At 65.3% G+C, this 24,574-nt stretch carries 20 protein-coding genes; 6 read left to right on the forward strand and 14 right to left on the reverse strand.

Annotation, left to right across the window (positions count from 1 at the left end; all coding sequences use genetic code 11):
* Positions 1 to 33 precede the first annotated feature (33 nt).
* Complete coding sequence (locus tag ACYOEI_RS01980; protein ID WP_462847581.1) at positions 34 to 699, forward strand: DUF433 domain-containing protein; 666 nt, start codon at positions 34 to 36, stop codon at positions 697 to 699.
* A gap of 195 nt (positions 700 to 894) precedes the next feature.
* Here the strand turns inward: ACYOEI_RS01980 and ACYOEI_RS01985 are convergent, their stop codons facing one another.
* Both ACYOEI_RS01985 and ACYOEI_RS01990 read right to left on the reverse strand, forming a co-directional pair.
* Positions 895 to 2,130 carry a hypothetical protein gene (locus ACYOEI_RS01985; protein WP_462847582.1) on the reverse strand — a complete coding sequence of 412 codons (1,236 nt, stop codon included), beginning with the start codon at positions 2,128 to 2,130 and terminating at the stop codon, positions 895 to 897.
* A 356-nt stretch (positions 2,131 to 2,486) separates the two neighbouring features.
* Positions 2,487 to 2,813, reverse strand: a complete 327-nt coding sequence (locus tag ACYOEI_RS01990; RefSeq protein ID WP_462847583.1) for a hypothetical protein — start codon at positions 2,811 to 2,813, stop codon at positions 2,487 to 2,489.
* A gap of 160 nt (positions 2,814 to 2,973) precedes the next feature.
* Between ACYOEI_RS01990 and ACYOEI_RS01995 the strand changes: the two genes are divergently transcribed.
* Entirely contained in the window at positions 2,974 to 4,659 is a 1,686-nt protein-coding gene (locus ACYOEI_RS01995; RefSeq protein WP_462847584.1) for an ABC1 kinase family protein, read from the forward strand.
* Between the two features lie 83 nt (positions 4,660 to 4,742).
* Here the strand turns inward: ACYOEI_RS01995 and ACYOEI_RS02000 are convergent, their stop codons facing one another.
* The 4 genes from ACYOEI_RS02000 to proC all read right to left on the reverse strand — a co-directional run bounded on the left by ACYOEI_RS02000 (position 4,743) and on the right by proC (position 9,430).
* Entirely contained in the window at positions 4,743 to 5,978 is a 1,236-nt protein-coding gene (locus tag ACYOEI_RS02000) for a C45 family autoproteolytic acyltransferase/hydrolase (protein ID WP_462847585.1), read from the reverse strand.
* A 238-nt stretch (positions 5,979 to 6,216) separates the two neighbouring features.
* On the reverse strand, positions 6,217 to 7,779 hold the full coding sequence (guaA, locus tag ACYOEI_RS02005; RefSeq protein ID WP_462847865.1) for a glutamine-hydrolyzing GMP synthase: 1,563 nt from the start codon (positions 7,777 to 7,779) through the stop codon (positions 6,217 to 6,219).
* A gap of 146 nt (positions 7,780 to 7,925) precedes the next feature.
* The gene (locus ACYOEI_RS02010) at positions 7,926 to 8,573 is read right to left on the reverse strand and encodes a metallophosphoesterase family protein (RefSeq protein WP_462847586.1); all 648 of its coding nucleotides are present in this window, start codon (positions 8,571 to 8,573) and stop codon (positions 7,926 to 7,928) included.
* Positions 8,570 to 9,430, reverse strand: a complete 861-nt coding sequence (proC, locus tag ACYOEI_RS02015; protein WP_462847587.1) for a pyrroline-5-carboxylate reductase — start codon at positions 9,428 to 9,430, stop codon at positions 8,570 to 8,572. The genes ACYOEI_RS02010 and proC overlap by 4 nt, the downstream gene beginning before the upstream one ends.
* A gap of 343 nt (positions 9,431 to 9,773) precedes the next feature.
* On the opposite strand from proC, the gene rpmF reads away from it, so the two are divergent.
* On the forward strand, positions 9,774 to 9,932 hold the full coding sequence (rpmF, locus tag ACYOEI_RS02020; protein WP_462847866.1) for a 50S ribosomal protein L32: 159 nt from the start codon (positions 9,774 to 9,776) through the stop codon (positions 9,930 to 9,932).
* A 38-nt stretch (positions 9,933 to 9,970) separates the two neighbouring features.
* Complete coding sequence (gene rpmB, locus ACYOEI_RS02025) at positions 9,971 to 10,291, forward strand: 50S ribosomal protein L28 (protein ID WP_462847588.1); 321 nt, start codon at positions 9,971 to 9,973, stop codon at positions 10,289 to 10,291.
* Between the two features lie 197 nt (positions 10,292 to 10,488).
* Here rpmB and ACYOEI_RS02030 read toward each other — a convergent pair whose 3' ends face one another.
* Together ACYOEI_RS02030 and acs are read right to left on the reverse strand one after the other, a co-directional pair.
* Positions 10,489 to 12,096: a hypothetical protein gene (locus ACYOEI_RS02030; RefSeq protein ID WP_462847589.1), complete on the reverse strand. Its 1,608-nt coding sequence runs from the start codon at positions 12,094 to 12,096 to the stop codon at positions 10,489 to 10,491.
* Positions 12,097 to 12,220: 124 nt separating this feature from the next.
* On the reverse strand, positions 12,221 to 14,185 hold the full coding sequence (gene acs / locus ACYOEI_RS02035; protein WP_462847590.1) for an acetate--CoA ligase: 1,965 nt from the start codon (positions 14,183 to 14,185) through the stop codon (positions 12,221 to 12,223).
* A gap of 195 nt (positions 14,186 to 14,380) precedes the next feature.
* On the opposite strand from acs, the gene ACYOEI_RS02040 reads away from it, so the two are divergent.
* The gene (locus ACYOEI_RS02040) at positions 14,381 to 15,493 is read left to right on the forward strand and encodes a DNA topoisomerase IB (RefSeq protein WP_462847591.1); all 1,113 of its coding nucleotides are present in this window, start codon (positions 14,381 to 14,383) and stop codon (positions 15,491 to 15,493) included.
* A gap of 84 nt (positions 15,494 to 15,577) precedes the next feature.
* On the opposite strand, the gene ACYOEI_RS02045 is transcribed toward ACYOEI_RS02040, so the two are convergent.
* The 6 genes from ACYOEI_RS02045 to ACYOEI_RS02070 form a co-directional block, all read right to left on the reverse strand.
* Complete coding sequence (locus tag ACYOEI_RS02045) at positions 15,578 to 16,645, reverse strand: DUF1559 domain-containing protein (RefSeq protein ID WP_462847592.1); 1,068 nt, start codon at positions 16,643 to 16,645, stop codon at positions 15,578 to 15,580.
* Between the two features lie 81 nt (positions 16,646 to 16,726).
* Entirely contained in the window at positions 16,727 to 17,002 is a 276-nt protein-coding gene (locus ACYOEI_RS02050; protein ID WP_462847593.1) for a hypothetical protein, read from the reverse strand.
* Between the two features lie 798 nt (positions 17,003 to 17,800).
* Positions 17,801 to 18,487 (reverse strand): 5,6-dimethylbenzimidazole synthase, encoded by a 687-nt coding sequence (gene bluB, locus ACYOEI_RS02055; protein ID WP_462847594.1) that lies wholly within the window; start codon positions 18,485 to 18,487, stop codon positions 17,801 to 17,803.
* 16 nt (positions 18,488 to 18,503) lie between these two features.
* The gene (hemG, locus tag ACYOEI_RS02060; protein ID WP_462847595.1) at positions 18,504 to 19,967 is read right to left on the reverse strand and encodes a protoporphyrinogen oxidase; all 1,464 of its coding nucleotides are present in this window, start codon (positions 19,965 to 19,967) and stop codon (positions 18,504 to 18,506) included.
* A gap of 451 nt (positions 19,968 to 20,418) precedes the next feature.
* Positions 20,419 to 21,465, reverse strand: a complete 1,047-nt coding sequence (locus ACYOEI_RS02065) for a DUF1559 family PulG-like putative transporter (protein WP_462847596.1) — start codon at positions 21,463 to 21,465, stop codon at positions 20,419 to 20,421.
* A 662-nt stretch (positions 21,466 to 22,127) separates the two neighbouring features.
* A complete protein-coding gene (locus ACYOEI_RS02070; RefSeq protein WP_462847597.1) occupies positions 22,128 to 23,036 on the reverse strand; it encodes a M48 family metalloprotease in 909 nt (302 codons plus the stop codon).
* Between the two features lie 257 nt (positions 23,037 to 23,293).
* Here ACYOEI_RS02070 and larC point away from each other — a divergent pair, with 257 nt between their 5' ends.
* Entirely contained in the window at positions 23,294 to 24,514 is a 1,221-nt protein-coding gene (larC, locus tag ACYOEI_RS02075) for a nickel pincer cofactor biosynthesis protein LarC (RefSeq protein WP_462847599.1), read from the forward strand.
* Positions 24,515 to 24,574: the final 60 nt, after the last annotated feature.

Here is a 24,574-nt window from a genome sequence, read left to right on the forward strand (position 1 = left end):
GACAGGATCACCTTCCTCGGGGAGGGCCCCGTCGTGGGGCCCTCCAGTGTCCCGGCGCACGCGGTCCTCGACCGACTCGCCGGCGGGCAATCACCGGCATCCGTCGCCGAGGAAACGGCCCTCGATGCGGCCGATCTGATCGCCGCGGTGGCTTCCAACGCCCTGGGGGACGAGCGATCGCTCGGCCTCCCCCTGGTCACGAGTGCCCCGGTCGGACCGATCTCCGAGAGAGCGTTCCGGGAGTCGAGTTGGGCCAGCCTCTTGCCCAGCTCGGCGACTCCGGGACGTCTCGCGCTGATGGCGGGAATGCTCCAGATCCTCGACCACTGGGACGCCAGCCACGAGGCCGCCCAGCGTGCCGACGACCTGGGCGAGCGCGCGGCCTCAGCGTACTGGCACGGTATCGCTCACCGGCGCGAGCCGGACTCGGGCAACGCCTCGTATTGGTTCCGCCGCGTCGGCCGGCATTCCGCCTTCGGAGCCCTCGCGAAGGCCGCAGGCTCGTTGCTCGAGGCACACGGCGACCCCGGCCTAACCTCGCGCCTACTCCGCAACGGCGAGTGGAATCCCCAGGCGATGATCGACCTCTGCGCCGACGGCCGGCCATCGGCGAGGGTCGAAGGGCTGGCGCGTCAACTCCAGCGACTCGAGATGATCACCCTGCTCGAGGCGACGGCTGAAGCCCTGGGAATACTCTAGCGCGTTTCGCCGAGGTATGGACCAGAAATGCGGGGCACTCCTGCCCCGCGAATTGGTGGGGGGGGCACTCCTGCCCCGCCTGGGTGGGCAGGCAAAGGTGCCTCACCCTATTCTGAAACAGTTGCGGTCCACGTCGACTCCGAACGGCTCCACGCCAAAAGGCCTCGAGCCGCTGGGCGGCACTCCGTGACGAGTTCACTTCGTTCGGGTCGCCGGAGCGACGACCGGCGAATAGCCCGGGATCCCGAGCAGTTGGTGGAGTTGGCCACACGTCTGGCCGATCGGGGTGAGTGTCCCGCCGGTCAGGCTGCCATCGACGCGGCCGGCCCGACGTGCGAGCCGTTGCCAGAGGGCGTCGACCTCGCGGAACTCGAAGGCGAGTTGCCCGGCGTTCATCCCCTGGGCGGAGCTCTGTCGGAAGCTCGTGGCCTCCAGTTGGAGTCGCCGGGCATCGTCCAGGATGACGTCACCCGCCCCCTGGGGGAGCTGTCCGGCATTGGGTGTAAAGGTATTGATAAATTGGTCGATCTGCTGCGCGAGCTGGTCGGCCAGCCCACCCAACGGTGAGGCCCCTTCGGTCGGGATCGCCGAGCCCGCGAGGTTTCCCGGCTCGTTCGACAGGCCCAGGTTCTGACGGAGCAAGACTTCGACATTGACGAGGGACGTCCACGCCGAGCGGACCCGGGGGGTGACCTGGACCGCGTTGATGTCGGCGGCGAGCGACTTCATGACGACGGAAATCCCCGCGAAGCCGGTGCGGGCCAGGTGGACGTTCGAGGTGAGGTCGATCCCGTCGTGGAAGGCGTCCGCCATCTGGGCCACGCTGACGGCCCCCTGGAGCAGCCTCGTCCCGACGTCGCCCGGGATGTCGGCGCGGATGTCGGCCACGAGTGCTTCGGCACGGTCAAAGAGCGCGTTGGCGAGCCGACGCGTCTCGAGGAGCCCGGTCGGCGCGGAGGTCGCGCCGTAGTAACTCGACGGGGTCGGGTTCGCGCCCAGGGCCTGGTGGATCTTGTCCTCGAGTTGATCGATTCGGTCGAGGTCCCTGCGAATGTCCGGCGAGGCGAACGCGGGCTGACGCAGTTGGGCTTCGAGGTAGTTCCAGGATGCGTCGATGCCGGCGAACGCCCGGCGCGCGAGGTATCGATCGGTCTTGGGATTGAGCGTCGACCCGTATTCAGTGACCGACTGGGCCAGCTCCGTCGTATCTCGTGCGAGGACTTGTCCGGCCGCCGCGGGCTGGACCTCGGCGCCCAGGTCCTTGCTCAGGCTCGCCAGTTGGTCGGTCAGGTTACCGATCAGCCCCGGCAGATCAGGTGAGATGACGCGAGGCGCGGAGGGTGGGACCGTTTGTCCCGCCGAGAGAGGGGGGAGGCAAAGCGTCGACCCGATCGCCAGGGCGATCCCGAACCGCGAAGACCACAGCATCATTGCACCCCTTGATCTCGACCCGGTGAGGAGCGTCTACGACTCTCCTCAATCATACCCCAGGCGGAGCGTCGAGACGCCCGTGGTCTGCGACGAACTTTCGCGGAGGACGTGGACAGACCTCGCGCGAGGAGGGGACGTCTTCGACGAGTCGAGCGATTCGGGGGAGTTTCACCGATCCACGAAGACACCGCATTCGGACGTCGGCAGACGTCGAATAACGCTCCTGCGGATCGGAACCTCAGCGCACGAATTTCGCGGCCGAGGAGTTCTCCGGCCGCGACTCGTTTTCGATGGACGGGAGTGTGGGGCGAGCTCGGGATCGATTCCCGAGTGGTGCGGAAGCGCCGAAGCGAAGCTCAGCGCTCGTTGAGGATCTTCTGCGTAATCTCTCGTTCGCAGATCTTGCACCACTTCCAACGATTCGCACCGACCGCACCATCCAGATGTTCCTTGGCGATTACGATCGTCCGGAACCAGATCTTGGACTCGGTGTCGCCAGCCTTCTCAATCTTGGCGCATCGGGCGAAGTGGAGGAGATTCGTGCCGGCCTTGACCGCACCCCGCTTGCCTTCCGCCGCCGGGACGGCGCCATGGAAGATGTATCCGACCGCTTCAAGACGTGCCTCATCGACATCGTCTGAGGAATCGAGGATACGAACCGCCGCCTGATCCTGGATGGGCATGAATGTGTTCCCGTTCCCAATGCCTTGCAGCATTGCAGATTACAGTCTCGAAAGTACCGCAATCTTGCGACGAAGGCAAGGCCGAGATCGCAATGCGCCGATCCGAACGCCGTTGTCGATCGTGGCGATGAGCGGGTAAGTTGGGAGCGAAGGCCCCTACGTGAAGTGGTCGGAAGGCCCCCGAGAGCATCCATCGCCGTTGATCCGAGAAACCGTCAACCACCTCCGCGACCTCCCTCGATATCGCCAGATCCTGGCGAGCCTGGTCCGGTACGGCTACCAGGACGTCGTGTCGGCGTTGCACCTTGAGGGGATCGTCCGACCGTTCGAGCGGGTCGCCCTCGGCGATGACGTCCCCCCTCAAGACCGAGCGCGACGCCTCCGCCTCGTCTGCGAGGATCTCGGCCCGACCTTCGTCAAACTTGGCCAGCTCCTGAGCACCCGCCCCGACCTCTTGTCCGAGGCCTATACGACCGAGCTCGCCGCCCTCCGCGACGACGTCAAACCGTTCGCATTCGACGAGGTCGAAGCGATCCTCTCCGAGGAATACGGGAGACCCGCGTCCGAGGTCTTCGCCTCGCTCGACCCGGTCCCCGTCGCCTCCGCCTCGATCTCCCAGGTCCATCGAGCGACCCTGCACGACGGCCGGGTCGTCGCGCTCAAGATCCGCCGGCCGGGCATCGAGAAGATCGTCCAAGCGGATCTGGATATCCTCAAAAACCTGGCCCAACTCGCCGAGCGTCGGCTGCCGTTCCTCATCCCCTATGCCCCGGTCGCCATCGCCCACGAATTCGAGCGGACGATGCGCCGAGAGCTCGACTTCAACATCGAGAAGCGGACGATTACTCGTTGCCAGGCCCAGTTCCGGCGCGATCCGACGGCGCACATCCCCCAGGTCTATCCCGAGCACTCGACGGTACGCGTCATCGCGATGGAGTTCGTCCGGGGCGTCGGGGTCGACGACCTCGAAGGGATGAGGAGGATCGGAGTCGACCCGGCCCTGGTCGCGGTCCGAGGGGCCCGGATCCTCCTGACGCAGATCTTCGACTACGGCTTCTTCCACGCCGACCCGCACCCGGGCAACCTCCGCGTCCTCCCCGGAGGGGTGATCGTCCCGCTCGATTACGGGATGTTCGGCAACCTCGACTCGAGGACCCGCGAGCGGATCGCCGACCTCCTGGCCGGCCTCCTGGCGCAGGATACCGACCGCGTCTTGCGGGCCCTTGACGCCCTCGAGATCCGGGGCGATCACGTCGACCCCCGCGCCTTGAGGCGCGATGCGGCCGAGCTGGTCGCGTCCTACTCCAACCTGACGCTCGACTCCATCGACCTGGGCCTCTTACTCCAGGAGCTCGTCGCGTTCATCAGGACGCACAACCTCCGGATCCCGCCCGACCTCGTCCTGCTCATCCGCTCGTTGGTGACCATCGAAGGGGTTGGCCGTTCGCTCGACCCCCACTTCGACATCGCCGCCGAGCTCTACCCGTTCATCCGCCAGCTCTCGCTGAAACGGTATTACCCCTGGCGGCTCCTCAGCACGACAATCCGCACCGGCGAGGACCTCCAGCGGATCGCGACGCTCCTGCCCGACGTCCTGGGCCAATCGCTCGAGTCGTTCAAGCGGGGCGAGCTCACCGTCCACTTCGACCTCCAGCACTTCGAGAGCCTCGTCAAGCAGATCGGTCGGGCCGCCAACGTGATCGCCTTCGGGATCGTGATCTCCGGCCTCGTCGTCGCCTCGGCACTTGTACTCCGGGTCGGCCCGGCCTCGCTCGCCATCGCCGGGTTCATCACCGCGATCGTCCTCGGCCTGGCGATGCTCTGGAATGTCCTCCGGGGGAGCTGAGCACGACAACGCCCCGCGTGGCCACGGTCGTGGCCACGCGGGGCGTCTCAAATCGAAACGAGCTCGATGCGTCCCCGGCCGATTCAGCGGGCGGCCGAAGTCGCGGCGGCCGCGGGCTTGGCCGTGGCGGACGGCTTCACCGGGGGAGCCGGCAGGGCAGGGGCCGAGGTCTCCGGCTTGTGGGTCAGGAGCTCGTCGAAGACGAACGCGTGGAACGGCTGCGTGACGGCCGGGTCCCCGTCCTTCGAGGCGTTGGCGACCCAGAGTCGGCTCGTCTTCGTCTCGAAAAGGACGCTGTGGAGGTTCGACTTCATCGCGACCGGCCGATCCATGAGCGCCCGGGCTTTGTCGGCGTCGAACGTCCCGAACCCGTCTTTCACCCGGCGGACGAGCTCCTGGTAGCGGTCGCCCGCCGAGAGGAGGACCGCGTCCTTGACCGCGACCGGCAACTTCTCGTTGGCCGTCCCCATCTCGACGATCATGAACTTGTTCCAGGAGGCCTCCATCCCGACCCCCTTGCCCGTGTCGCCGTCGGCGATCACGTAGTAGTATTCACACGTGCGGGGATGATCACGGAAGACGGCGACGGCCTCGTCGAGGTCCTTCGCCTCTTCGAGGGCCATGCGGACGAGGAAGGCCATCGGGACCCCGTCCCAGTGGCCGAGCCCTTTGCCGCCCATCTCGCCGATCGACACGCGCTCGGCGTTCATGCCGGTCACCGAGCCGATGAACCCGGCATAAGTCACGTTGACGAACGGGATCTTGCCCTTCGGCTCGGCGACGGTCAACACGGCGTGGTCCTGGAGCTTCCAGTCGCAGCCGTAGTCGAGGATCCTGCCGTGGTAGAGCGTGCCGTCCTTGGTGGCCGACCCGCTGAGGGCGAAACCCGAGCAGTGGAACATCTCGGGGATGAAGTTGGCCGCGACGATGTCGGCTTCGGGGACGCCCGAGCCGTCGGCGAGGCCGCGGAGCTCTTCATAGAACCGCTCCGGGATGTACTTCCGCTGGGTCCCCGCGATCCCCATGATCGCCCGCTTGGGATTCAAGAGCGGGATGCCGGCCACCTCGACCTTCAGTTCCTTGGCCTTCTCCTCGAAGAGGAACCGGACATTCTCGCGGACGTCGTCCTTGAGGAGGACTCCCTGCTGGTAGCCCATCTCATAGGCCGTCCCCTTGACGTGGAGGACGCGGTATCCGTCGACCTCTTCCAAAAACCCTTCGCCGCAACGGGCGACGGTCTTCGTCTCGGCGTAGGCGGCCGAAGCCCCGAACGCCACCATCATGGCCAAGCCGAACGTGCGACAGGTGGACCTCAGCATCCGCCGACCTCCTCGCCTTCGAGTCAGGAAATGTCAATCCGGCTCATCATACACGTATCGGTGGGATCGATCGACCCTCGACTTCAATCGTCGTCCCAAAAACCAAGGATGCGGGGCAGGAGTGCCCCGCCTACCGGACCTTCGCAGCGAGGCGCGGTGGGCGGGGCAGGAGTGCCCCGACCGAACGCCACATCGGGCGAACTTCGCTTGGGATGCGGAATGGCCGAAGACGGAGGCCTCATTCCCACTCGATGGTGCCGGGGGGCTTGCTGGTGATGTCGTAGGCCACCCGGTTGATACCCTTCACCGAGTTGATGATCCGGGTCGAGGCGCTCGCCAGGACCTCGTGGGGTATGCGAGACCAGTCGGCGGTCATGAAGTCGTCGGTCTCCACGGCGCGGAGGGCGACGACGCTTTCATAGGTCCGCCCGTCGCCCATCACACCAACCGACTGGATCGGCAGGAGGACGGCGAACGCCTGCCCGATCTTCCGCTCGAGCCCCGCGTTACGAAGCTCGTCGAGGAAGATGGTGTCGGCCTGACGGAGAATATCGAGCCGATCCGCCGTGACCTCCCCGAGGCAGCGGACCGCGAGGCCAGGGCCCGGGAACGGGTGCCGCCAGACGAGGCTATCCGGCAGTCCGAGCTCGAGGCCGAGCCGCCGGACCTCGTCCTTGAACAGGTCGCGGAGCGGCTCGATCAGCTCGAAACCGAGCTCGGCGGGAAGGCCGCCGACGTTGTGGTGGTGCTTGATCGTCGCCGCCGGCCCGTCGCGGTCGCCGCCACTCTCGATCACGTCGGGGTAGAGCGTCCCTTGCGCCAGATACTTGGCCGCGGGGATCGACTTCGCCTCGTCGCGAAAGACGTCGACAAAGGTGTGACCGATTCGGATCCGTTTCTCCTGCGGGTCGGTGACTCCCTTGAGCACATCAAGGAACCGCCGTCGGGCGTCGACAACCCGAAGCTCGGCGCTCGAATGCTTGCCGAAGGCGTCGGCCACCGCGTCGCGCTCGCCCGCCCGCAGGAGGCCGTTGTCGACGAAGACGCAAACGACGCGAGGTCCGAGCGCCTTCGCGAGCAAGGCCGCGGCGACCGCCGAGTCGACCCCGCCCGACAGGCCGCAGACGACGCGGTCGGTCTCGCCGACCCGTTCCCGGATCTCGGCGACCGAACGCTCCACGAACGCGCTCATCGTCCAGGCGCCCGGGCTCTTGCAGATCCGGTCGAGGAAGTTGCCGAGGATCAGGGCGCCATAAGGCGTGTGAGCCACTTCCGGGTGGAACTGGAGGCCGTAGACCGGCCTCGAGCGGTGCTTGACCGCGGCGACCGGGCAGGTCGAGGTCGTCGCCAGAGGGACGAAATCGGCCCCGGCGTCCATGACCTGGTCGCCATGGCTCATCCAAACGGTCATCGTCGCGGGGACGTCGTGGAGCAGGTCTTCCGAGCGGTCGATGACCTGGCATTCGGCACGGCCGAACTCGCGAGCGGGGCCCGGTTTGACCGTCCCCCCCATCGCCATGCACGCGAGTTGCATGCCGTAGCAAAGACCCAGCACCGGGACGCCGAGGTTGAATAGCTCGGGGTCACACTGCGGGGCACCCGCCTCGTACACGCTGGAAGGCCCGCCCGAGAGGATGATCGCCAGGGGATTGAGCTCGCGGGCCCGTCCCACGGTCAGGTCATGCCGGACAATCTTCGCGAACGCATGTCGCTCGCGGACCCGACGCGCGATGAGTTGAACGTACTGCGAGCCGAAGTCGACGACGAGGACGGGGCGTTCGGCCAGTCCGGGGTGCTCCATGGACACCGATCTCTCCTTTGGCGTTGAGCTGTTGACGGACGACGCGGGCCGGACCAAAACGTCAGTCTAACAGACTCCCGCCCGCGCGAGTATCGCAAGTCTGCGAAGTCTCGGGGGTTGGGCAGAGTCGTCCCGTCGACTTCGATTCAAACCGGGTGGGACGGACCCTCGAGGTCGGACCAGGGCTCGATTGCCAGAGGGTCGCCCGTCTCCACGTCATGAAAGCGGACCGACATCTCGGACAGGTCCACGAATGCAAAGGACCTCGACGTCTTCACCACCGGCATCGACACCACCGACCCGGGGTTGACGATCAGGCCTTGCGCACACCGATACCACATCGGCTGGTGGGTGTGGCCGACCACGAGGAGGTCGGCGCTCAACGAGGCCAGGTCGTCCTGTAGGACCTCGGGCGGGTGGGTCTTCCGGGTGACGAACTCCATGTCGCTCCGGGGAGACCCGTGGACGACGACCCCGACCCGGTCCATGTCGGCGAGGAGAAGGTCGAACGGGAGCGTCGCGAGATATCGGAGCGTGGAAGGCGAAGGGGTTCCCCCGCCGTACTCGTCGGCCCGGCCGAGCCCTCGTTTCAAGGCCCAGCGATCGTGGTTCCCCCGAACCGAGGCGATTTTGCGATCGGCGAGGAACTCGACCACCCGGTCGGGGAAGGGGCCGTAGCCGACGAGGTCCCCCGCGCAGACGATCCGGTCGACTCCGAGGACGGTGAGGTGCGACCACGCCAGTTCCAGGGCGACCGGGTCGCCGTGGATGTCGGAGATGAGCCCGAGCTTCACGGCCGGACCTCTCCCGACGTGGAACGAGCCGCCTGGGCGGCCAACTCGGCCGAACGCTTGGTCGCCGCCTCCACCGCGTCGATGAGGGCCGCTCGGATCCCGCCACGTTCGAGGGCGTGCAACCCCGCGATCGTCGTCCCGCCGGGGCTCGTGACCTGATCCTTGAGGACCCCGGTGTGCAATCCCGTCTCCAGGACCATCCGCGCGGCGCCCATGACCGTCTGGGCGGCCAGGGCGGTCGCCACGTCTCGAGGCAGGCCGACCCGGACGCCCCCGTCCGAGAGGGCTTCGATCATGACGTAGACGAAGGCCGGGCCGCTGCCGGAGAGCCCCGTCACCGCGTCGAGTTGCGATTCAGGGACGCTATAGGCTCGCCCGACCGCCCCCATGCAGGCCCGGACGATCGCCTCATCCGCTGCCCCGGCATTGGCACCGAGGCAGAATCCCGAGGCGCCGGCACCGACCAGGGCCGGCGTGTTCGGCATCACCCGCGCGAGCTTGCGGTCGCTCCCCAGGGCCGAGGCCATCGTCGAGAGCGACACCCCCGCCGCGATCGAGATGACGAGGTGGTCGGGGGTGATCACCCCTTTGATCTCCTCGAGGACCTGCGGCATGCTCTGGGGCTTCACCGCGATGACGACGACGTCGCTCCGGCGAACGACCTCCTCGTTCGTGTCCAGGACCGTGATGCCGGTGTCGGCCGCGAGGCCGGCCCTGGCGGCTTCGACGGTATCGCTGACGACGACCGAGGCCGGCGAGCTAGTGCCCGTGTTCAACATCCCTCGGATCAAGGCGGCCGCCATCTTGCCCGCACCGATGAATCCCCAACGCACGCTCGACGGATCCGGTCTCGACATCCCGCCTCATCCTCTCCGGTCGTTAACCCAACCCCACCGCCGTCCGACAGTCCCCTGCAGAGGACCTGCGGCGGGAAACCTCGAATGGAACACGTCGGCGATGATAGCACGGAAGCCCGCCACGCCTGACTTCAGAAATGCAAGGCTTTCCATCTCGCCAAGGACGACTCCCCTTGATCGACCGTCATTCTCGGAAATCTCGGCGTCCCGGCAGACTTCCCCTTGAAATGGCCGGACGAATTTGGATAATCATCCTCTTTTCCCCAACAGCTTGGTTGTTTGGTCTCCGGGAGAGTCCGTCGTGGCCGTACCAAAGAGGCGAAAGTCCAAATCAGCCAAAGGAATGCGTCGGAGCCACGACTTCCTGGTTGCTCCCGCCCTGAATGTTTGCCCCCAGTGCAAGCTCGCGGTTCCGCCGCATAAGGTTTGCAACCTGGTGGAGGAGTGCGGCAACATTCAGCGCAGCAAGCCGCACAATCCCATGGCCAAGGAAAAAGCTTAACACGTCGCCTGTTGGCGAAACGCTAAGGAGCGAAGACCATGGGACGCGAGTGCGAAGTCAGCGGGAAGAAGACCTCCTTCGGCAACCACGTGACGACACGCGGTAAGGCCAAGTACCTCGGCGGCGTCGGCAAGAAGACCACCGGCGTGAGCCGTCGCGTCTTCCGGCCGAACCTGCAGCGGATCCACATCTGGCTGCCGAACGGCACAACTCGGCACGTCCGGGTCGCCACCTCGGTGATCAAAGCCGGGATCCTCACCCTGGAAGTCGATGGGACCGTCCAGACGTTCCCGTTGATCAAGGCTTCCAAGGGAAGCGCCAAGGCCCGCGCCGAGCTCAAGAATCTGTATCCGATCTGAGCTCGGATCGGCCCGGCCCCCAAAAAAATCAGCGACTGCTCCACGAGAGATCGGCTCGAGATCGACATCGATCGAGCCCTTCTCTCGTGTCTTTTTGCGCGCCCGCCCAAAGACCTCGAGCGATGCTCGCACGCAATGTGCGCGTCGGAGGATCGCATTAACATATCGTCCCGTGCGCCAGCCACATCTCAGCCGCACTAAGGCAAAGCCGGCGACCGCGGCTTCGGGCTCGACGAAGTCGGGCTTGGGGGACGGTGCTTCTCCCAGACCTTGAAGCGTCCGACGTTGAAGATCAAGTCATAGCCGAGTTCCGGGAGGGACTCGGACAGACCCGGGATGACCGGTGGATCCAACTCCATCGCGAACGGGGGATCGACCGGGACGATCACGTATCGGATCGACCCTTTCGCGAATTCCGATCGAAGCCAGCGGGTTCTCGGTTCCGCCATCCTCGCGTTTTCGAATTGGCCGTAGAGCCATTCGTCGTGCGCCAGCTCGGCGCGTCCGGCGAGGCGATTGTACTGGGGCTGGCCGGCGAAGTAGACCTCCTCGACCGAGCCAGGTCGGAAACGGGGCTCTCGAAAGAGCGCATTGAGCGACGCGACGTTCCCCAGCTTGGATTCGACCGATCTGTGGAGCGAGTCGAAGTCTGCCACCAGGATCGCCACGGCGGCGATTCCCAGGGGGACAATCCTCCAGCGCCCCCCTTGGGGCACGGCGACGATCCTCGAGAGCGCCCGCCCTAACAGGACGCTCGCGAAGACAACCGACTGGATCGCGTAGTTGGCCCACGATCCAGGGTTGTTGTACACGAGAACCATTTGGATCAACACATCCGTGGCCAGGTAGGCCCAGGCCAGGCGATCGGCGCGACTCCCGCGAAAGGCCCGACGGTCCGACAGGAGGGCTCCTATCCAGAGCCCGAGGATGATCGTGGAGCATGCGCCGACGATGAAGAAATATCCGGGGATGCCGACCCAACCGATGGGATTCGACCGACGGATCAGCGACGGCATCAAGAAGACCGAGCGGGACATGCGACCCGTCGTGAAGAGTTCTTCGCCGAGGTAGTACAAGGCGACGAGGCTAAAACCGGCGAGGATGGCGCGCTCGATCGATCTCCTCAACTCGGGCCTTCTCATCCAGGCCCCGGAGAGCACGACGAGGCTCGTGGCCCAGGCCGAGACGTTATGCTGCTTGACACAACAGGCGAGCGCGAACGAGAGGAAGGCCGGTATGAGCCAACGCCCCGAGTCGCTCGGGCCGCAGAGGGTCCGCAGGACGAGGTAGGCCCCGAGAGTCTGGAGCGCGACGCCGAGCATGTCGGGCCTCGTCATCACGGGGTAGTTCGCGAGGACGTTCGACGACATCACCAGGAACATGGCCCAGATTCCCGCACGCTTGGGCCTATCCTCAAGCCTGGCCATCCTCGCGACGAGGGCGAGCAACGCGAGCGTGCTGAGGAGGGAGATCGCACGCCCCGCGAGGAACGAGGCCCGGACCGGGTGGAATCCCAATCCGATGAGAGGCCAGGCCGACAGTCCCGCCAGGCGGTAGTAGAGGGGAGCCTGGATCAGGACCCGGGGGTTCGCCCGGGAGTAGGGACCGTACAACGAGTCGAAGCCTCGGGCGAATTGGCCCGCGATCACGTTCGCCAGGGTCGTCTCGAGATTCTCGGTATCGTCGAGGTCGGCGACGATCAGGATGTTATAGGAGAAATGGAGGAGGGCCAAGAGGCCGAGTACCCCCCAGAGCTCGACGCGAAGCCAGCGCCCGGGTTCCCGATCAGGTACGTGATTGTCCATGGATCATGGAGACTCGGCGGGTCTATTCCGTCCGCGGCGGCGAGGCCCGTCCCGACGTCGCGTCGGAACGGACCCGGCCGCGTGGCGGTCGGTCGAGGGCGGGGTGGAAAGACGAGAGCGGACCTCAGACCTCGTCATCCTCGCGGAGCTTGGCGACGACGCTCAGGTCCTCGAGGGTGGTCGTGTCGCCGGTGCTCTCACGTCCTGCGGCGATGTCGCGGAGGAGCCGTCGCATGATCTTGCCGCTCCGGGTCTTGGGCAAGCTGTCGGTGAACCGGATGTCGTCGGGGCGGGCGAGGGCGCCAATCTCCTTGACGACGTGGGCCCGGAGCTCCTTGCGGAGCTCTTCGCTCGGGGTCTGGCCGGACTCGAGGGTGACGAACGCCGAGATCGCTTGACCTCGAAGCTCGTCGGGCTTGCCGACGACGGCGGCCTCGGCCACCTTCGGGTGGCTGACGAGGGCGCTCTCGACTTCCATCGTCGAGAGGCGGTGTCCGGCGACGTTGAGCACGTCATCGACGCGACCCAGGATCCAGTAGTTCCCGTTCTCGTCGCAACGGGCGCCGTCGCCCGTGAAGTAGGCGCCGGGGATCTCGCTCCAGTAGGTGCTCTTGTAACGCTCGTCGTCGCCGTAGAGCGTCCGGAGCATCGAGGGCCAGGGCTGCTTGATGACGAGGAATCCCCCCTCGTTCGGGCCGACGGCCACGCCGTCCTTGGTCACGATCTCGGGGACGATCCCGGGGAGGGGGCGGGTCGCCGAGCCCGGGACCGTCGGGGTTGCGCCGGGGAGCGGCGAGATCATGATCGAGCCGGTCTCGGTCTGCCACCAGGTGTCGACGACCGGGCAACGCTCGCCGCCGATGACCCGGTGGTACCAGATCCAGGCTTCGGGATTGATGGGCTCGCCGACGCTCCCCAGGAGCCTGAGGCTCGAGAGGTCATGGCGTTTGGGGAACTGTTCGCCCCACTTCATGAACGCACGGATCGCCGTCGGGGCCGTGTACAGGATCGTGACGCGGTAGTCCTCGATCAGCTTCCAGAACCGCCCTTCGTCGGGCCAGTTCGGAGCTCCTTCGTACATCACGGAGGTGGCGCCGTTGGCGAGCGGTCCGTAGACGAGATAGGAGTGGCCCGTGACCCAACCGATGTCGGCCGTGCAGAAGTAGGTGTCATCGGGCTTGAGGTCGAAGACCCACTTCGTGGTCATCGCGGCGCCGAGCAGGTAGCCCCCCGTGGTGTGGAGGATCCCCTTCGGTTTGCCGGTCGAGCCCGAGGTGTAGAGGATGTAGAGCGGGTGCTCGCTGTCGAGCGGCTCGGGCGGGCAGTCGGCCGAGGCCTTGGCCGCGAGATCAGCCCACCAATGGTCGCGTCCCGCGGTCATCGAGATGTCGTGCCCGGTCCGCTTGTAGACGACCATGCTCTGGAGCGTGGGACAGAGGGCCGCCGCGCCGTCCGCATTCTCCTTGAGCGGAACGACCTTGCCACGACGATACCCGCCGTCGGCGGTGACCAGGACCTTCGCCTGGCAGTCCTGGATCCGGCCGGCCAGGGCCTCGGCACTGAAGCCGCCGAAGATCACCGTGTGGGGCGCCCCGATCCGGGCGCAGGCGAGCAGGGCGATCGCCAGCTCGGGGATCATCGGCATGTACACGGCGACGACGTCGCCCTTCTTGACGCCGAGCCCCTTCAGGACGTTGGCGAAGCGGGAGACCTCGCGCTGGAGGTCCTGGTAGCGGAGCACGCGACGATCGCCGGGCTCGCCTTCCCAGATGATGGCGGCCTTGTTCTTGTTCGGCCCTTCGCAATGGCGGTCGATGCAGTTGTCCGCCACGTTGATCGTGCCGCCGACGAACCACTTGGCAAACGGCGGATTCGTCCAGTCGAGGACCTTGGACCAGGGCTTGGACCATCGCAGTTGCTGTGCCATCTCGCCCCAGAAGCCTTCGGGGTCGTCCTTGGCACGATTCCAGAGTGTCTGGTACTCCTCGAGGCTGCCGATGTTGGCCTGCTGCGCGAACTCGGGAGGCGGTGGGAACACCCGGCTCTCGTTCAAGACGCTGACGATCGATCCTCCGCTATCCGCCGACATTGCTCACTGCCTCCGCGATCGAGTGTCATAACGCCGAGGGTCGGGCCCGCCGCGCACGCGAACCCAAAAGGAGGGTGCGTCTCAGGGTCGAGTCGGATCCGTCATCGGTCGGGAAAAACTGGATGATAAGGGGCAGATCCCCCGGTGGCAAGCCGCGACCCGCTCCTGGCATGGGAGTTGCCCAGGAGAAAATGTATGGTCACGACAACCCTCAATCGGCGAAAAGCCCGCACATCGATCGACGACGCCTGTCTCGACTCGGCGAAGGTCGCGGGCCTGCGTTACATGACGGACGACCGGCCGGGGATCCGACGCCGGCGCTGCGGCAAGGGGTTCGTCTACCTCGACACCGAAGGCCGGCGAATCCAAGATCGCAAGCTTAACGACCGGATCGCCTCGCTCGCGATCCCGCCCGCCTGGACCGACGTCTGGATCGCGCCGAGCCCGAACGGGCACATCCAGGCGACGGGCCGCGACGCCAAGGGGCGGAAGCAGTACCGTTACCACCCCCGCTGGCGGGCCGTCCGCGACGAGACCAAATACGGGAGGATGATGACCTTCGGCCGCATCCTCCCCCGGATCCGGGCGCGAGTCGATCACGACCTCGCGCGGCCCGGGCTCCCTCGCGAGAAGGTCCTGGCTACCGTAGTCCGACTCCTCGAGACGACGTTGATCCGCGTCGGGAATGAAGAGTACGCCCGGGCCAACCGCTCATTCGGGCTGACGACGATGCGAGACCGGCACGTCGCCGTCGACGACTCGACGCTCCAGTTCGACTTCCGAGGCAAGAGCCGCGTGCTCCACAAGATCGAACTGAGCGACCGTCGGCTGGCGAAGATCGTCCGGAAGTGCCGCGACCTCCCCGGCCAGGAGCTTTTTCAATTCCTCGACGACGACGGCCAACCTCACACTATCGAATCGGCCGACATCAATGCCTACCTCCGCGAGGTCTCCGGCCTCGACATCACCGCGAAGGACTTTCGGACCTGGGCGGGGACCGTCCTGGCGGCGATCGCCCTCCGCGAGTTCGAGACGTTCGACTCGAAGGCCCAGGCGAAGAAGAACGTGGTGAGCGCGATCGAGTCCGTCGCCGAGCGATTGGGCAATACGCCGACGGTCTGCCGGAAGTGTTACATCCACCCCGAGATCATCGAGTCGTATTTCGATGGCTCGATGCTCGAGTCGCTCAAACAGGTCGCCGATCGTGAGATGGCGTCGTCGCTCAGGGAATTGAAGCCGGAAGAGGCCGCGGTGCTGGCCCTCCTCCAACAGCGGCTGGCCCAGGAAATCGATCACGTTGAAGGATAAAACGTCGACGGCCCAGACGATCACAGGATCGCCTGAGCCGATCGGTACAACTCGTGCCGAGCTTCGGATCCTTCCGAACTACGATCAATACGAGTCGCTACTAATGACCTCGCCCATCGAGCGTGTCGAGAGGGCCTGATAGACCTGGGGCCGGGTACTGCCCCACTGGTACTCGCTGTAGTCGCCGTAGCTCACCCCGACGGGATCGCCCGAGTTGTTCGGGTCGTTCTGCCAGGTCGCGATCGTCTCCTTGATGAAGTGGACGGAGCCGTCGCAGAAAGCAAAGTTGGCCCCGCCGGGGTGGAAGCTCGAGGCCGCCTCCAAGGGGACCCACCACCACCCGCCGTAGGGGTCGCTCGGGTCGTTGAGGTCGAGCTGGCCCGCCAGTTTGCGATGGGCGTTGATCGGAAAGAGGGTGTCCATGAACGTGTCGCCCCACCAGCCCGAGTTCCACATGCAATAGAAGAGAGAGTCTTCACCGCCGAAGATCCCGTGGGCCTTCTCGCCGAATAGCATCGTGTTGCTCGTGCCGTCGGTAATCGAGCTGATCCTCGTCGCGGCCTGCGAGTAGATCACCCCATTCGTCGACGACACCCAGGCCTGGAACGTGGGCTGGCCATCATTCGGGTCTTCGTACATCGCCCAGGCGCCCTCGCATCCCGAATAGCTGGGATACGCCTGGGACACCGAATTGACGCCGTAGAGGTTCTGGGAGTCGCTCTGGTCGAGGGCGACCGTCTTGGCCCCCGAGTCGCTCGGGCACCAGAGCGAGGACATGCCGATTCCCGCCACCGTGGAGTTGATCGGCCCTTCCCAACCGACGCTGAAGTTGAACGCGTTGAATGCCGCGCCCTGCTCGAGATACTGCGACATGTTCACGAACACACTTGGCCCGTAAATATAGTTACCCGCTTTGTTCCGCCTCCAATAGTTGCCCGTCGGCAGCACGCCGTTGGCACTCTCGTAGTTGGCCGCGGCCAGCGCCAGTTGCTTGAGGTTGTTGGTGCACTGGGCACGCCGGGCGGCTTCACGCGCCGACTGCACCGCGGGCAAAAGCAAGGCGATGAGGAGCGCGATAATTGCGATGACCACCAGCAACTCGATCAGCGTGAAGCCCGCATCTCTCTTCCGAGTGAGGGGACGATGGGACATGAGACGGACCTTCCCCCGGCCTTGCGCCGGTCTCGGCAGAAGTTATGGATCTAGGTGGAGATGAGAAGTGCCTCGACGGAGTCAACGACCGTTTTTCACCAGGGGCTTGCCCGGTGACAGCCTGCGGTTCCGTCCGGCCGACCGGCTATTCCCGGGCTTGGCTCCGTCCGGGTCCTTGCCTTCGGCAAAGCCGCGTTCCTTCGCCACGGACTTGATCGACGACATGTTCACCGAGCCGGCGCCATCGTTGGCGCCACAGCCGCCGAAGAAGAGCACACACGCGGCCCACATCCCTCCCGGCATGCCGACACTGCGAATCCAGGCCTTGGCTCGTAGTTGCGTCCGCGTTACTACCACGGACACTTCATCCTTCCCTGCTGCCTGGACTTGGTGGATTCGCACGCGACAGAGTCCTAAATGAATGAGAGAAAAGAGGCCATGAATGGAACGACGCCACGCCCGGTGTCGAGACCGCACCGGCGTGGGATCGATCGCTCTCAACGAAATCGTCGCTTGTGTCAACAGTCTCGGAGCAGACAGGGCAGGACTCGAAGCTCACTACCAATGCAAGAATGGTTCCCTTGCAATCTTATTAATTTTCTCGGAGTCGTAAGTTTCTAATAATGCATTGCTTGCCACGAATACCGGCTGCAACGCAAGACTTCGACCAATTGTGGCCGACTGTCTTGAAGCTGTGCGTGACCGCCCAGAAAACAGGCGACGCTCATCTCAAGGATTCAGGCCATCTTCGATAAGCTCAACCCGGTCCTTGCCATTCAATATCCCGGGCATCAGAACGCCCCGATCCTCGATGGAACCGGATTCGCTATAGATGTCGACGACACCTACCTGGCGCGGCTCGGGATTTCAGCCGGGTTTAGCGACAGGGAAGGCCGCCAGGGCCAGGTCGACCGATCGTGTTTTGCATGACGATGCTTATGTACGTTAGGTTCGTGCGAGTGGCGGGAAAGGACGATCTGTGTCCTAAGTAATGAAAGCATATCGAGGGCCGACCAACGAGCCGAATTGCTGCCGGATGGGATGACACTCCGAGGGTGAGGAGTGCCGCGGCGTCCGTTCTCAGCCGAGCCTGCGTGGACCGCTTCGTTCACGAAGCCGGATGCTCGCTGGCAACATGATCGACGTCCTCATGCACTAACCCTCGGGTCGAGTTTCGACGCGATCGAAGGTCGATGAGGGCCGACCCCAGTGGTCCTCGAAGACGAGCGGGCTCAAGTCGATCCTGTCGAGCCAACCGAGGCGTTGGAGTTCGGGGACGGGGGGGAATCCGGGGACTCGGCCCACGCAGAGATAGGCGACGACGACGACCTGCTCGGGGAGCCCAAGGATTTCGCGGAGGTCGGCCTGGTCGATGATGCTGACCCAACCGACACCCACGCCCTCGGCCCTGGCGGCGAGCCAGAGGTTTTGCACCGCGCAGACGGTGCTATAAAGGTCCATCTCGGGCTGGGCCGTCCTGCCGAGCACGACCGGGCCGTGCCTCGATCGGTCGCAGGTCACGCAGACGTTCAGCGGAGACTCGAGGATCCCCTCGAGCTTCAGCGAGCGATATTGCTCGCGACGTGGGCCCGCGAACTCCTCGACCGCCCGCTCATTCGCTCGTGCGAAGGCGGCCTTGATTCGGGTGCGGACCTCGGTCGAGCGAATGAGGAGAAAGTTCCAGGGCTGCATGAACCCGACCGACGGGGCATGGTGCGCGGCGACGATCAGCCGGGCGATGAGGTCGTCCGGCAGGGGATCGGGGAGGAAGTGCCGGCAGTCCCGACGTTCGAAGATGGCCCGGTAAACTGCGTCCCGCTCGGGTTCTGAGAATGCCGACATGGATCATTCCGACTCATCAGGCCGCGGCGATGGACGCGGGGCCTGCGAGGGCCGCGAAGGCCTCGTCGGCCGCGGCTCGAGCCCCTCGGATGCAGTCGGGAATGCCGACGCCGTCGAAGGCGTTACCCGCAATGACGAGTCGCGAATGACTCACCAGGTGGCCTCGGATGGACGCGACACGCTCGAGGTGCCCGAGCGTGTACTGCGGCATCGCGCGAGGGTGCCGGGCCACTTCGACCAAGAGCGGCTCGCCGGACGCTCCGAGCAATTCCGCGAGCTCACGACGGACCAGGTCCAGGATCTCGTCGTCTTCGCGGTCGAACAGGTCGGGCTGGGTCGCCCCCCCGACGAAGACGCGCATCAGGGCCGTCCCGGCGGGGGCCCGACGGGGGAACTTGACGTTGAGGAACGAGATGGCCAGGATCGACCGCCCCTCGATCGCCGGCACGACGGCTCCGAAGCCGTCGAGCGGGTGGGAGACCTGGTCGCGCCGATAGGCAAGGCTCACGATCGCCGACGACGCATAGGGGATCGATCGAAGCTGGAGCGCCAGGTCGGGGTCGAACCCATCGAGCAGCCTGGCCGAGGCGTGGGCCTCGGTCGTGAGGACGACCGCCTTGGCCTCCATCGTCGGGCCGCTGAGGAGCTCCACACGCCAAGGGGAGTGGGGATCAGGCCGGCCGATCCTCCGCACCGGAGAATTGATCCGGACCGTCCCATGGGGCAGGGCGTCGGCCAGGGCGCGCGGGAGGCCGTCCATCCCGTCCTCGAGCGTCACGAAGAGGCCGTAACGTGCCCCTGACGCCTGCTTCTCCTCCGCGCGTGCCCGACGGGCCCGGTGCAGGCCGGCCCGGATCAGGCTGCCGTGCTCGCGTTCCATATTGAGGAATTGCGGCAAGGTGGCCTTCAGGCTCAGCTCGTTGGGGTCGGCGGTGTAGATCCCCCCCACCAAAGGTTGGACCAACCGTTCGAGCGCCTCCCGGCCGAGACGTCGCTTCACGAACGCGGCGAGGCTCTCTTCCCCCTCCTCGTCGCGTCGAGGGATGAACGGCTCCAAGAGCATCCTCAACTTACCCCGCCAGGACAGAACCGGAGTCGTGAGGATCGGCCCGAGTCGGTTCGGCGCCATCAGCACGAAGCCTTCGGGGACGGGCAACAGCCGACCGTTGCGGACCACGAACGAGCGGCGGTTCGAAGGCTCGGTCCCGATCAATCGGTCACCAAGACCGAGTTCGTTGCAGAGCTCGACGCCCCAGGGCTTGTTGGTGATGAACGAGTCCGCCCCCCCTTCGATCGTGAACCCGTCGACTCGGTCGGTCCAGATCGCGCCGCCGACGCGGTCCTTGGCCTCGAGGACGACGACCTCGACCGGCCGCCTCGACTGGGCTGCTCGCTGGGCGAGCCGGTGGGCCGCCGCGAGCCCGGAGAGCCCACCGCCGACGACCACGACACGTTCCGGGCTCGACGGATTCTCGGTCAAAGCGACAACTCCTCTCCAATCGCCGGTCGGGTCGCCTAGCCCGAATCTCGGCGCCAGCACTTCGAGTCCCACGCCCCTCCGTGTTCCGAGGAGGATTCGGGACGGCCGAGGGGTGGATGAAACCCCGACAGGCCTTGTCAGTGGACTGGCACCATTGGGCGTTGGTCCGCGACCACAAGACCGATCATACCCAATTCAGGCGTGATCGGGAATAAACCCGATCCGCTCCGTCACGGGTCCCATGACGAGTCAGGATTGTGGCCCGGCCCGGCGATCGTCCCGAGGATTGGGAGCCGTCGGGAACCGTTCGAGGAGGGAGAGCGGAAGCGATGCACCCGGGGCTCGATCCGGGTGCCGAATGGTTCAGGACTTCAAGAAGGAAGAGAAGCCGCTCGTGCCAAGGCCCGAGCAGCGGGTCGAGGACTCGCCGAGAATCCGCGAAGGACCGCGCTCAGAAAGCGGTGTCAATAACCTCGCCGGCCGCGCGAGTACTCAAAGCCCGATAGGTCGCCATGTCCATTGTGTCTTTTACGAACCTGACGGACCCGTCACCCAGGAGGAAGTTCGCGCCTTCCGGATGCTGGCTCCGGAATCCCATCTGACCGAAGTTGTCGTTCAGGCGATCGCTCCTCCAGGAAATCGGGCTGGTCGTCGGGTTGTCGGGGAGCCTCAGGTTCGCATTGATTTTCGGGACCGAGGTCGCCATGCCCTGGGGTCGATGGACACCGGCCAGGCTCGAGGAGTAGTAGAGGGCGCTGTTCCACTGGTTGAAATTCTGGTCGGGATCATTCTTGAATCGGGAGAACTCGCCGATCAGGATCGTTTGGCTCAGGCCGTCCTTGAAATCGACCGTTCGGAAGTTGTAGTTGTTTCCGAAGGCCCCGTCGGGCATCAGCTCGATGCGCCCCAGGCAGACCACCCCGTCCTGGTACGTCGGCGGGCAACCGCACCACCAGCGGAAGATGTCGACGGTGCCGACCATCCCCGCGTAGGAGCCTTGCGAATAGAAGTTGGGCGACGGGGTCGGCAGGGCGGCGCCCGCGGCCGAGTGGGGTTGCGATATCGAGTCCGATGGACAAACGTATGCACGAATCCGCGTCGAGAAGGCCGTGGAATTCACGGCCCCCGCCGAGATCGTCCCCTGGGTCCCGACCGCGGCGTAGGCGAAGTTGATCGAGTTGTAGACGTTGTTCTGCTCCACGTTGCTCAGCATCAGCGTGAACAGGCTGTGCCCTCGCTTGAGCCACGTCGCGGAGCAATTGAGAGGCGACTCCTGATACGTGATCGAACCCGGCGGGAAGCACCCCTGGCTCGACTCGTAGTTAAGGAGTGCCAGGCCGCTCTGCTTCAGATTGTTCGTGCACTGGACGCGGCGGGCGGCCTCCCGGGCCGCCTGGACGGCCGGCAAGATCAACGCGATCAGGATCCCGATGATGGCGATGACGACGAGCAACTCGATCAAGGTGAAGCCAAGCCGCCGTCGGCTCTTGATGTGCATCTCAAGGTCTCCATCAGGTTCATGGATGTCGACGTCGACTGTCGAACCGAAGGAATCTCGACGCACGTCCCCCGGGTCGAAAGCCCTCGGGCAGAGGGTGACACGGGTTCAGAAAGGTCCTCTTTCGTAGTGGTCGCAGCCAACTCTAGGTCGAATTCCGGCAAAGTGTACCGATCTCGAGTGCCCTATCCCCGCAATTTATCGCAATGATCCGCAACAACCGTCGGCAATGCCCGATCCCAAAGCGCAGCTAACCCCCGGCGCTCGGATCGAGCACGAACCGCCGAGCGTTGATCCCGTCGATTTCAAGATATCGGCAAATCATCCGCTGAGCGAGGGCGATTCATCTTCGCCTGTTGCTGGATGGCGAGGATGTTATTTTTTCAGGATCAAGCCCGGAATTCAACACGTCCGGGCAAAATGTCCGTTTTTCTCAACACGGGAGCCCCCAAGATCAACGGGATCCCATCCCTGGATTCAGTTTGATCACAGGACTTGTGTCACCAAAGTGACACAATCTAGGCCCGGACGGGGCCCTGAAAGAAAAGTCGGGAAACCGCCAGGATCGCCGTCAACGCCCCTCCCGCGCCCGAACTCATCCTGGGCTCGAATCCCGAGAGGCGGGGTGACCTCCACCCGACAGCGATCCCCTCCGATGGAACTCATTCCCCCGTCGGGCCCGTGCCGCCGACGACTTGACCGGTTTTCAAGGCCCGTCCTTGGCCGAGAGACTTGGGGACGCCATTCGGATACTCTCGAGCCAGGATCGACCGGATGTTCTCGAGGCGGGTCTCGGGGAGTGGATGCGTCGCCAGGATCTCCGGCTGACGAGCGCCGCGACTCGCCTCCTTGAGAATGTTCATCACGTCGAGCATTCCGGATGGGTCGAAACCCGCTTGGGCCATGTAGCGGAGCCCGAAGCCGTCGGCCTCCGACTCGTCTTCGCGGCTGAACTTCAACTGTGACATCTGGTTGACCAGGGCGGCGGCCATCTGGGCCCCCCGACCTCGGTCGTCGTTGCTGCTGCCGGCCCCGACGCCGACGGCCACCGTGAGCAACTGCCCGAGCCTTCCCTTGGCCATCTGTTGCGCGGCATGCCGGCTGACGACGTGCCCGATCTCATGGCCGAGCACCCCGGCGAGTTGACCCTCGGTCCCGAGCTTGTCGAGGAGGCCTGCCGTGATGAAGACCTGGCCCCCTGGCAAGGCGAATGCGTTGACCGTCTCCGGGTCTTCGAGCAAGACGAAGTGATAGTTGCCGACATAAGGACTTCGGCTGGCGTCGCTCCGCTCGACGAGCCTGGCGCCGACCTCGGCGACGAGCCGGGCGCGGGGGTCGTCGCGAGGGACGGCGCCACCCATTTTGGCAGCCATCTCGGGAGCGGCCTGGAGGCCGATCGCCTTCTCCTGATCGACGTCCATGGCAACGTGTTGCGACTTGCCCGTGACCGGGTTGACCTGCGTCTGGGTCATGTACATCACGATGCCGATCAGCGCGACCACCACCGCGCCGACCAACCGAAGGTTGAGCCCGTTGCGTCCGCCCGCGCCCTCATCACCGCCGAATGACATGGTTGCCTCGCAATTGCCTCGGGGTTTCCCCGAATTGATCGGGAGCCGTCGCCGCCCCACTCGCTCGCCCGAAAGGGTTGTAGCAAACCGGGGGCCGGAACGCTGATCGAGGCGGGAATCCCTTGGAGCTCGAAGGCCTGAACCTACCGTCTCCGACCTGCGGAGGCTCGAGTGGGAGCCCGGGTATTCCGGCCTTGCGGCGGGGGGGAGGACGGATAAAATGAGCGAAGATTGATCGGCCCAAAGCGGCCATCGGGATGAAAGGGAACGGCGTGCGCATCGGCTACTTCGACTGCTTCAGCGGGATCTCCGGCGACATGACGCTCGGGGCCGTGGTCGATGCCGGGGTCGATCCCAGGGCCATCCAGTCGGCGGTTGCAAGCCTGGGCTTGCCTTGCGAGGTGACGTTCGAAACGGTCCGTCGGGCCGGCTTCCGGGCGACCTATGCCAAGGTCCTCGCCCCTCCCGAGCAGGCGCACCGCTACCTGCACCACATCGAGGCGATGATTGAACGGAGCGCATTGACCTCCCGCCAGAAGGATCTCGCCAAGCGAATCTTTCAAAGACTGGGGGAGGCGGAGGCGACCGCCCACGGGATGGACATCAAGCGGGTCCATTTCCACGAGGTAGGGGCCGTCGACTCGATCGTCGATATCGTCGGCGCGGCCGTCGGCCTCGACTTGCTCGGACTCGACCGGTTCGAGTCGAGTCCCGTCCCTCCCGGACGGGGCTCGGTTACCGCCGCCCACGGCCGGATGTCGATCCCTGCACCGGGGACGGCCGAGTTGCTCAAGGGGGTCCCCCTCGCCGAGTCGAACGTCGAGATGGAGCTGACCACGCCCACCGGCGCCGCGATCGTGACGACCGTCGCCGAGCGATTCGGTCCACTCCCCGCGATGACCATCGCCTCGATCGGCATCGGCGCGGGGACCCGCGACCTGCCCAGTCAGGCGAACATCCTCAGACTGTTCGTCGGGACGGTCGACCTACCCGCCGACTCCGACCGGATCTGGGTGCTCGAGACCAATCTCGACGACCTCCCGGGCGAGGTTGTCGGGTATACGACCGAGCTACTCATGAAGGCCGGGGCCCTCGACGCGTTCCTCACCCCGATCCAGATGAAGAAGAATCGGCCCGGGGTCATGGTCTCCGTGCTCTGCGACGAACCTCGGATCGCCGACATGGAAGAGATCCTCTTCCGCGAGACGACGACCCTGGGTGTGCGGCGCTATCCGGTGAGCCGGCACAAGTTGAAGCGTCATGCGACGGAGGTGGAAACCCGATTCGGGGTCGTCCGCGGGAAGCTCGGCTGGATCCAAGGACGGCCCCCGGCCTTCAGCCCCGAGCACGACGACTGCGCCCGGATCGCGTCCTCCGAGGGCGTCTCGCTCCGCGAAGTCCATGAGGCGGCCCATTCGGCCTATCGGCAGTCCCTCGGGTCGTCGCCAGGCGTCGCGACGCCCCGCGAAGGCGCCTGATTGATGCCGAGCGCCGGGACCCAAGCCAGGTCTGCCCCAGGCCAAGACTCGGCCTCGAAG

Source organism: Singulisphaera rosea (genome assembly GCF_054877945.1).

Excerpts from the sequence above, each read along its gene's own strand:
- ACYOEI_RS02065 (WP_462847596.1), bottom strand. The coding sequence starts at position 21,465 with ATGCACATCAAGAGCCGACGGCGGCTTGGCTTCACCTTGATCGAGTTG.
- proC (WP_462847587.1), bottom strand. The coding sequence starts at position 9,430 with ATGTCGAGACCGGATCCGTCGAGCGTGCGTTGGGGATTCATCGGTGCG.
- ACYOEI_RS02045 (WP_462847592.1), bottom strand. The coding sequence starts at position 16,645 with ATGTCCCATCGTCCCCTCACTCGGAAGAGAGATGCGGGCTTCACGCTG.
- ACYOEI_RS02030 (WP_462847589.1), bottom strand. The coding sequence starts at position 12,096 with ATGGACAATCACGTACCTGATCGGGAACCCGGGCGCTGGCTTCGCGTC.
- ACYOEI_RS01985 (WP_462847582.1), bottom strand. The coding sequence starts at position 2,130 with ATGATGCTGTGGTCTTCGCGGTTCGGGATCGCCCTGGCGATCGGGTCG.
- larC (WP_462847599.1), top strand. The coding sequence starts at position 23,294 with ATGAAAGGGAACGGCGTGCGCATCGGCTACTTCGACTGCTTCAGCGGG.
- acs (WP_462847590.1), bottom strand. The coding sequence starts at position 14,185 with ATGTCGGCGGATAGCGGAGGATCGATCGTCAGCGTCTTGAACGAGAGC.
- bluB (WP_462847594.1), bottom strand. The coding sequence starts at position 18,487 with ATGTCGGCATTCTCAGAACCCGAGCGGGACGCAGTTTACCGGGCCATC.
- ACYOEI_RS02070 (WP_462847597.1), bottom strand. The coding sequence starts at position 23,036 with ATGTCATTCGGCGGTGATGAGGGCGCGGGCGGACGCAACGGGCTCAAC.
- rpmF (WP_462847866.1), top strand. The coding sequence starts at position 9,774 with ATGCGTCGGAGCCACGACTTCCTGGTTGCTCCCGCCCTGAATGTTTGC.
- ACYOEI_RS02000 (WP_462847585.1), bottom strand. The coding sequence starts at position 5,978 with ATGCTGAGGTCCACCTGTCGCACGTTCGGCTTGGCCATGATGGTGGCG.
- guaA (WP_462847865.1), bottom strand. The coding sequence starts at position 7,779 with ATGGAGCACCCCGGACTGGCCGAACGCCCCGTCCTCGTCGTCGACTTC.
- rpmB (WP_462847588.1), top strand. The coding sequence starts at position 9,971 with ATGGGACGCGAGTGCGAAGTCAGCGGGAAGAAGACCTCCTTCGGCAAC.
- ACYOEI_RS02040 (WP_462847591.1), top strand. The coding sequence starts at position 14,381 with ATGGTCACGACAACCCTCAATCGGCGAAAAGCCCGCACATCGATCGAC.
- ACYOEI_RS01990 (WP_462847583.1), bottom strand. The coding sequence starts at position 2,813 with ATGCCCATCCAGGATCAGGCGGCGGTTCGTATCCTCGATTCCTCAGAC.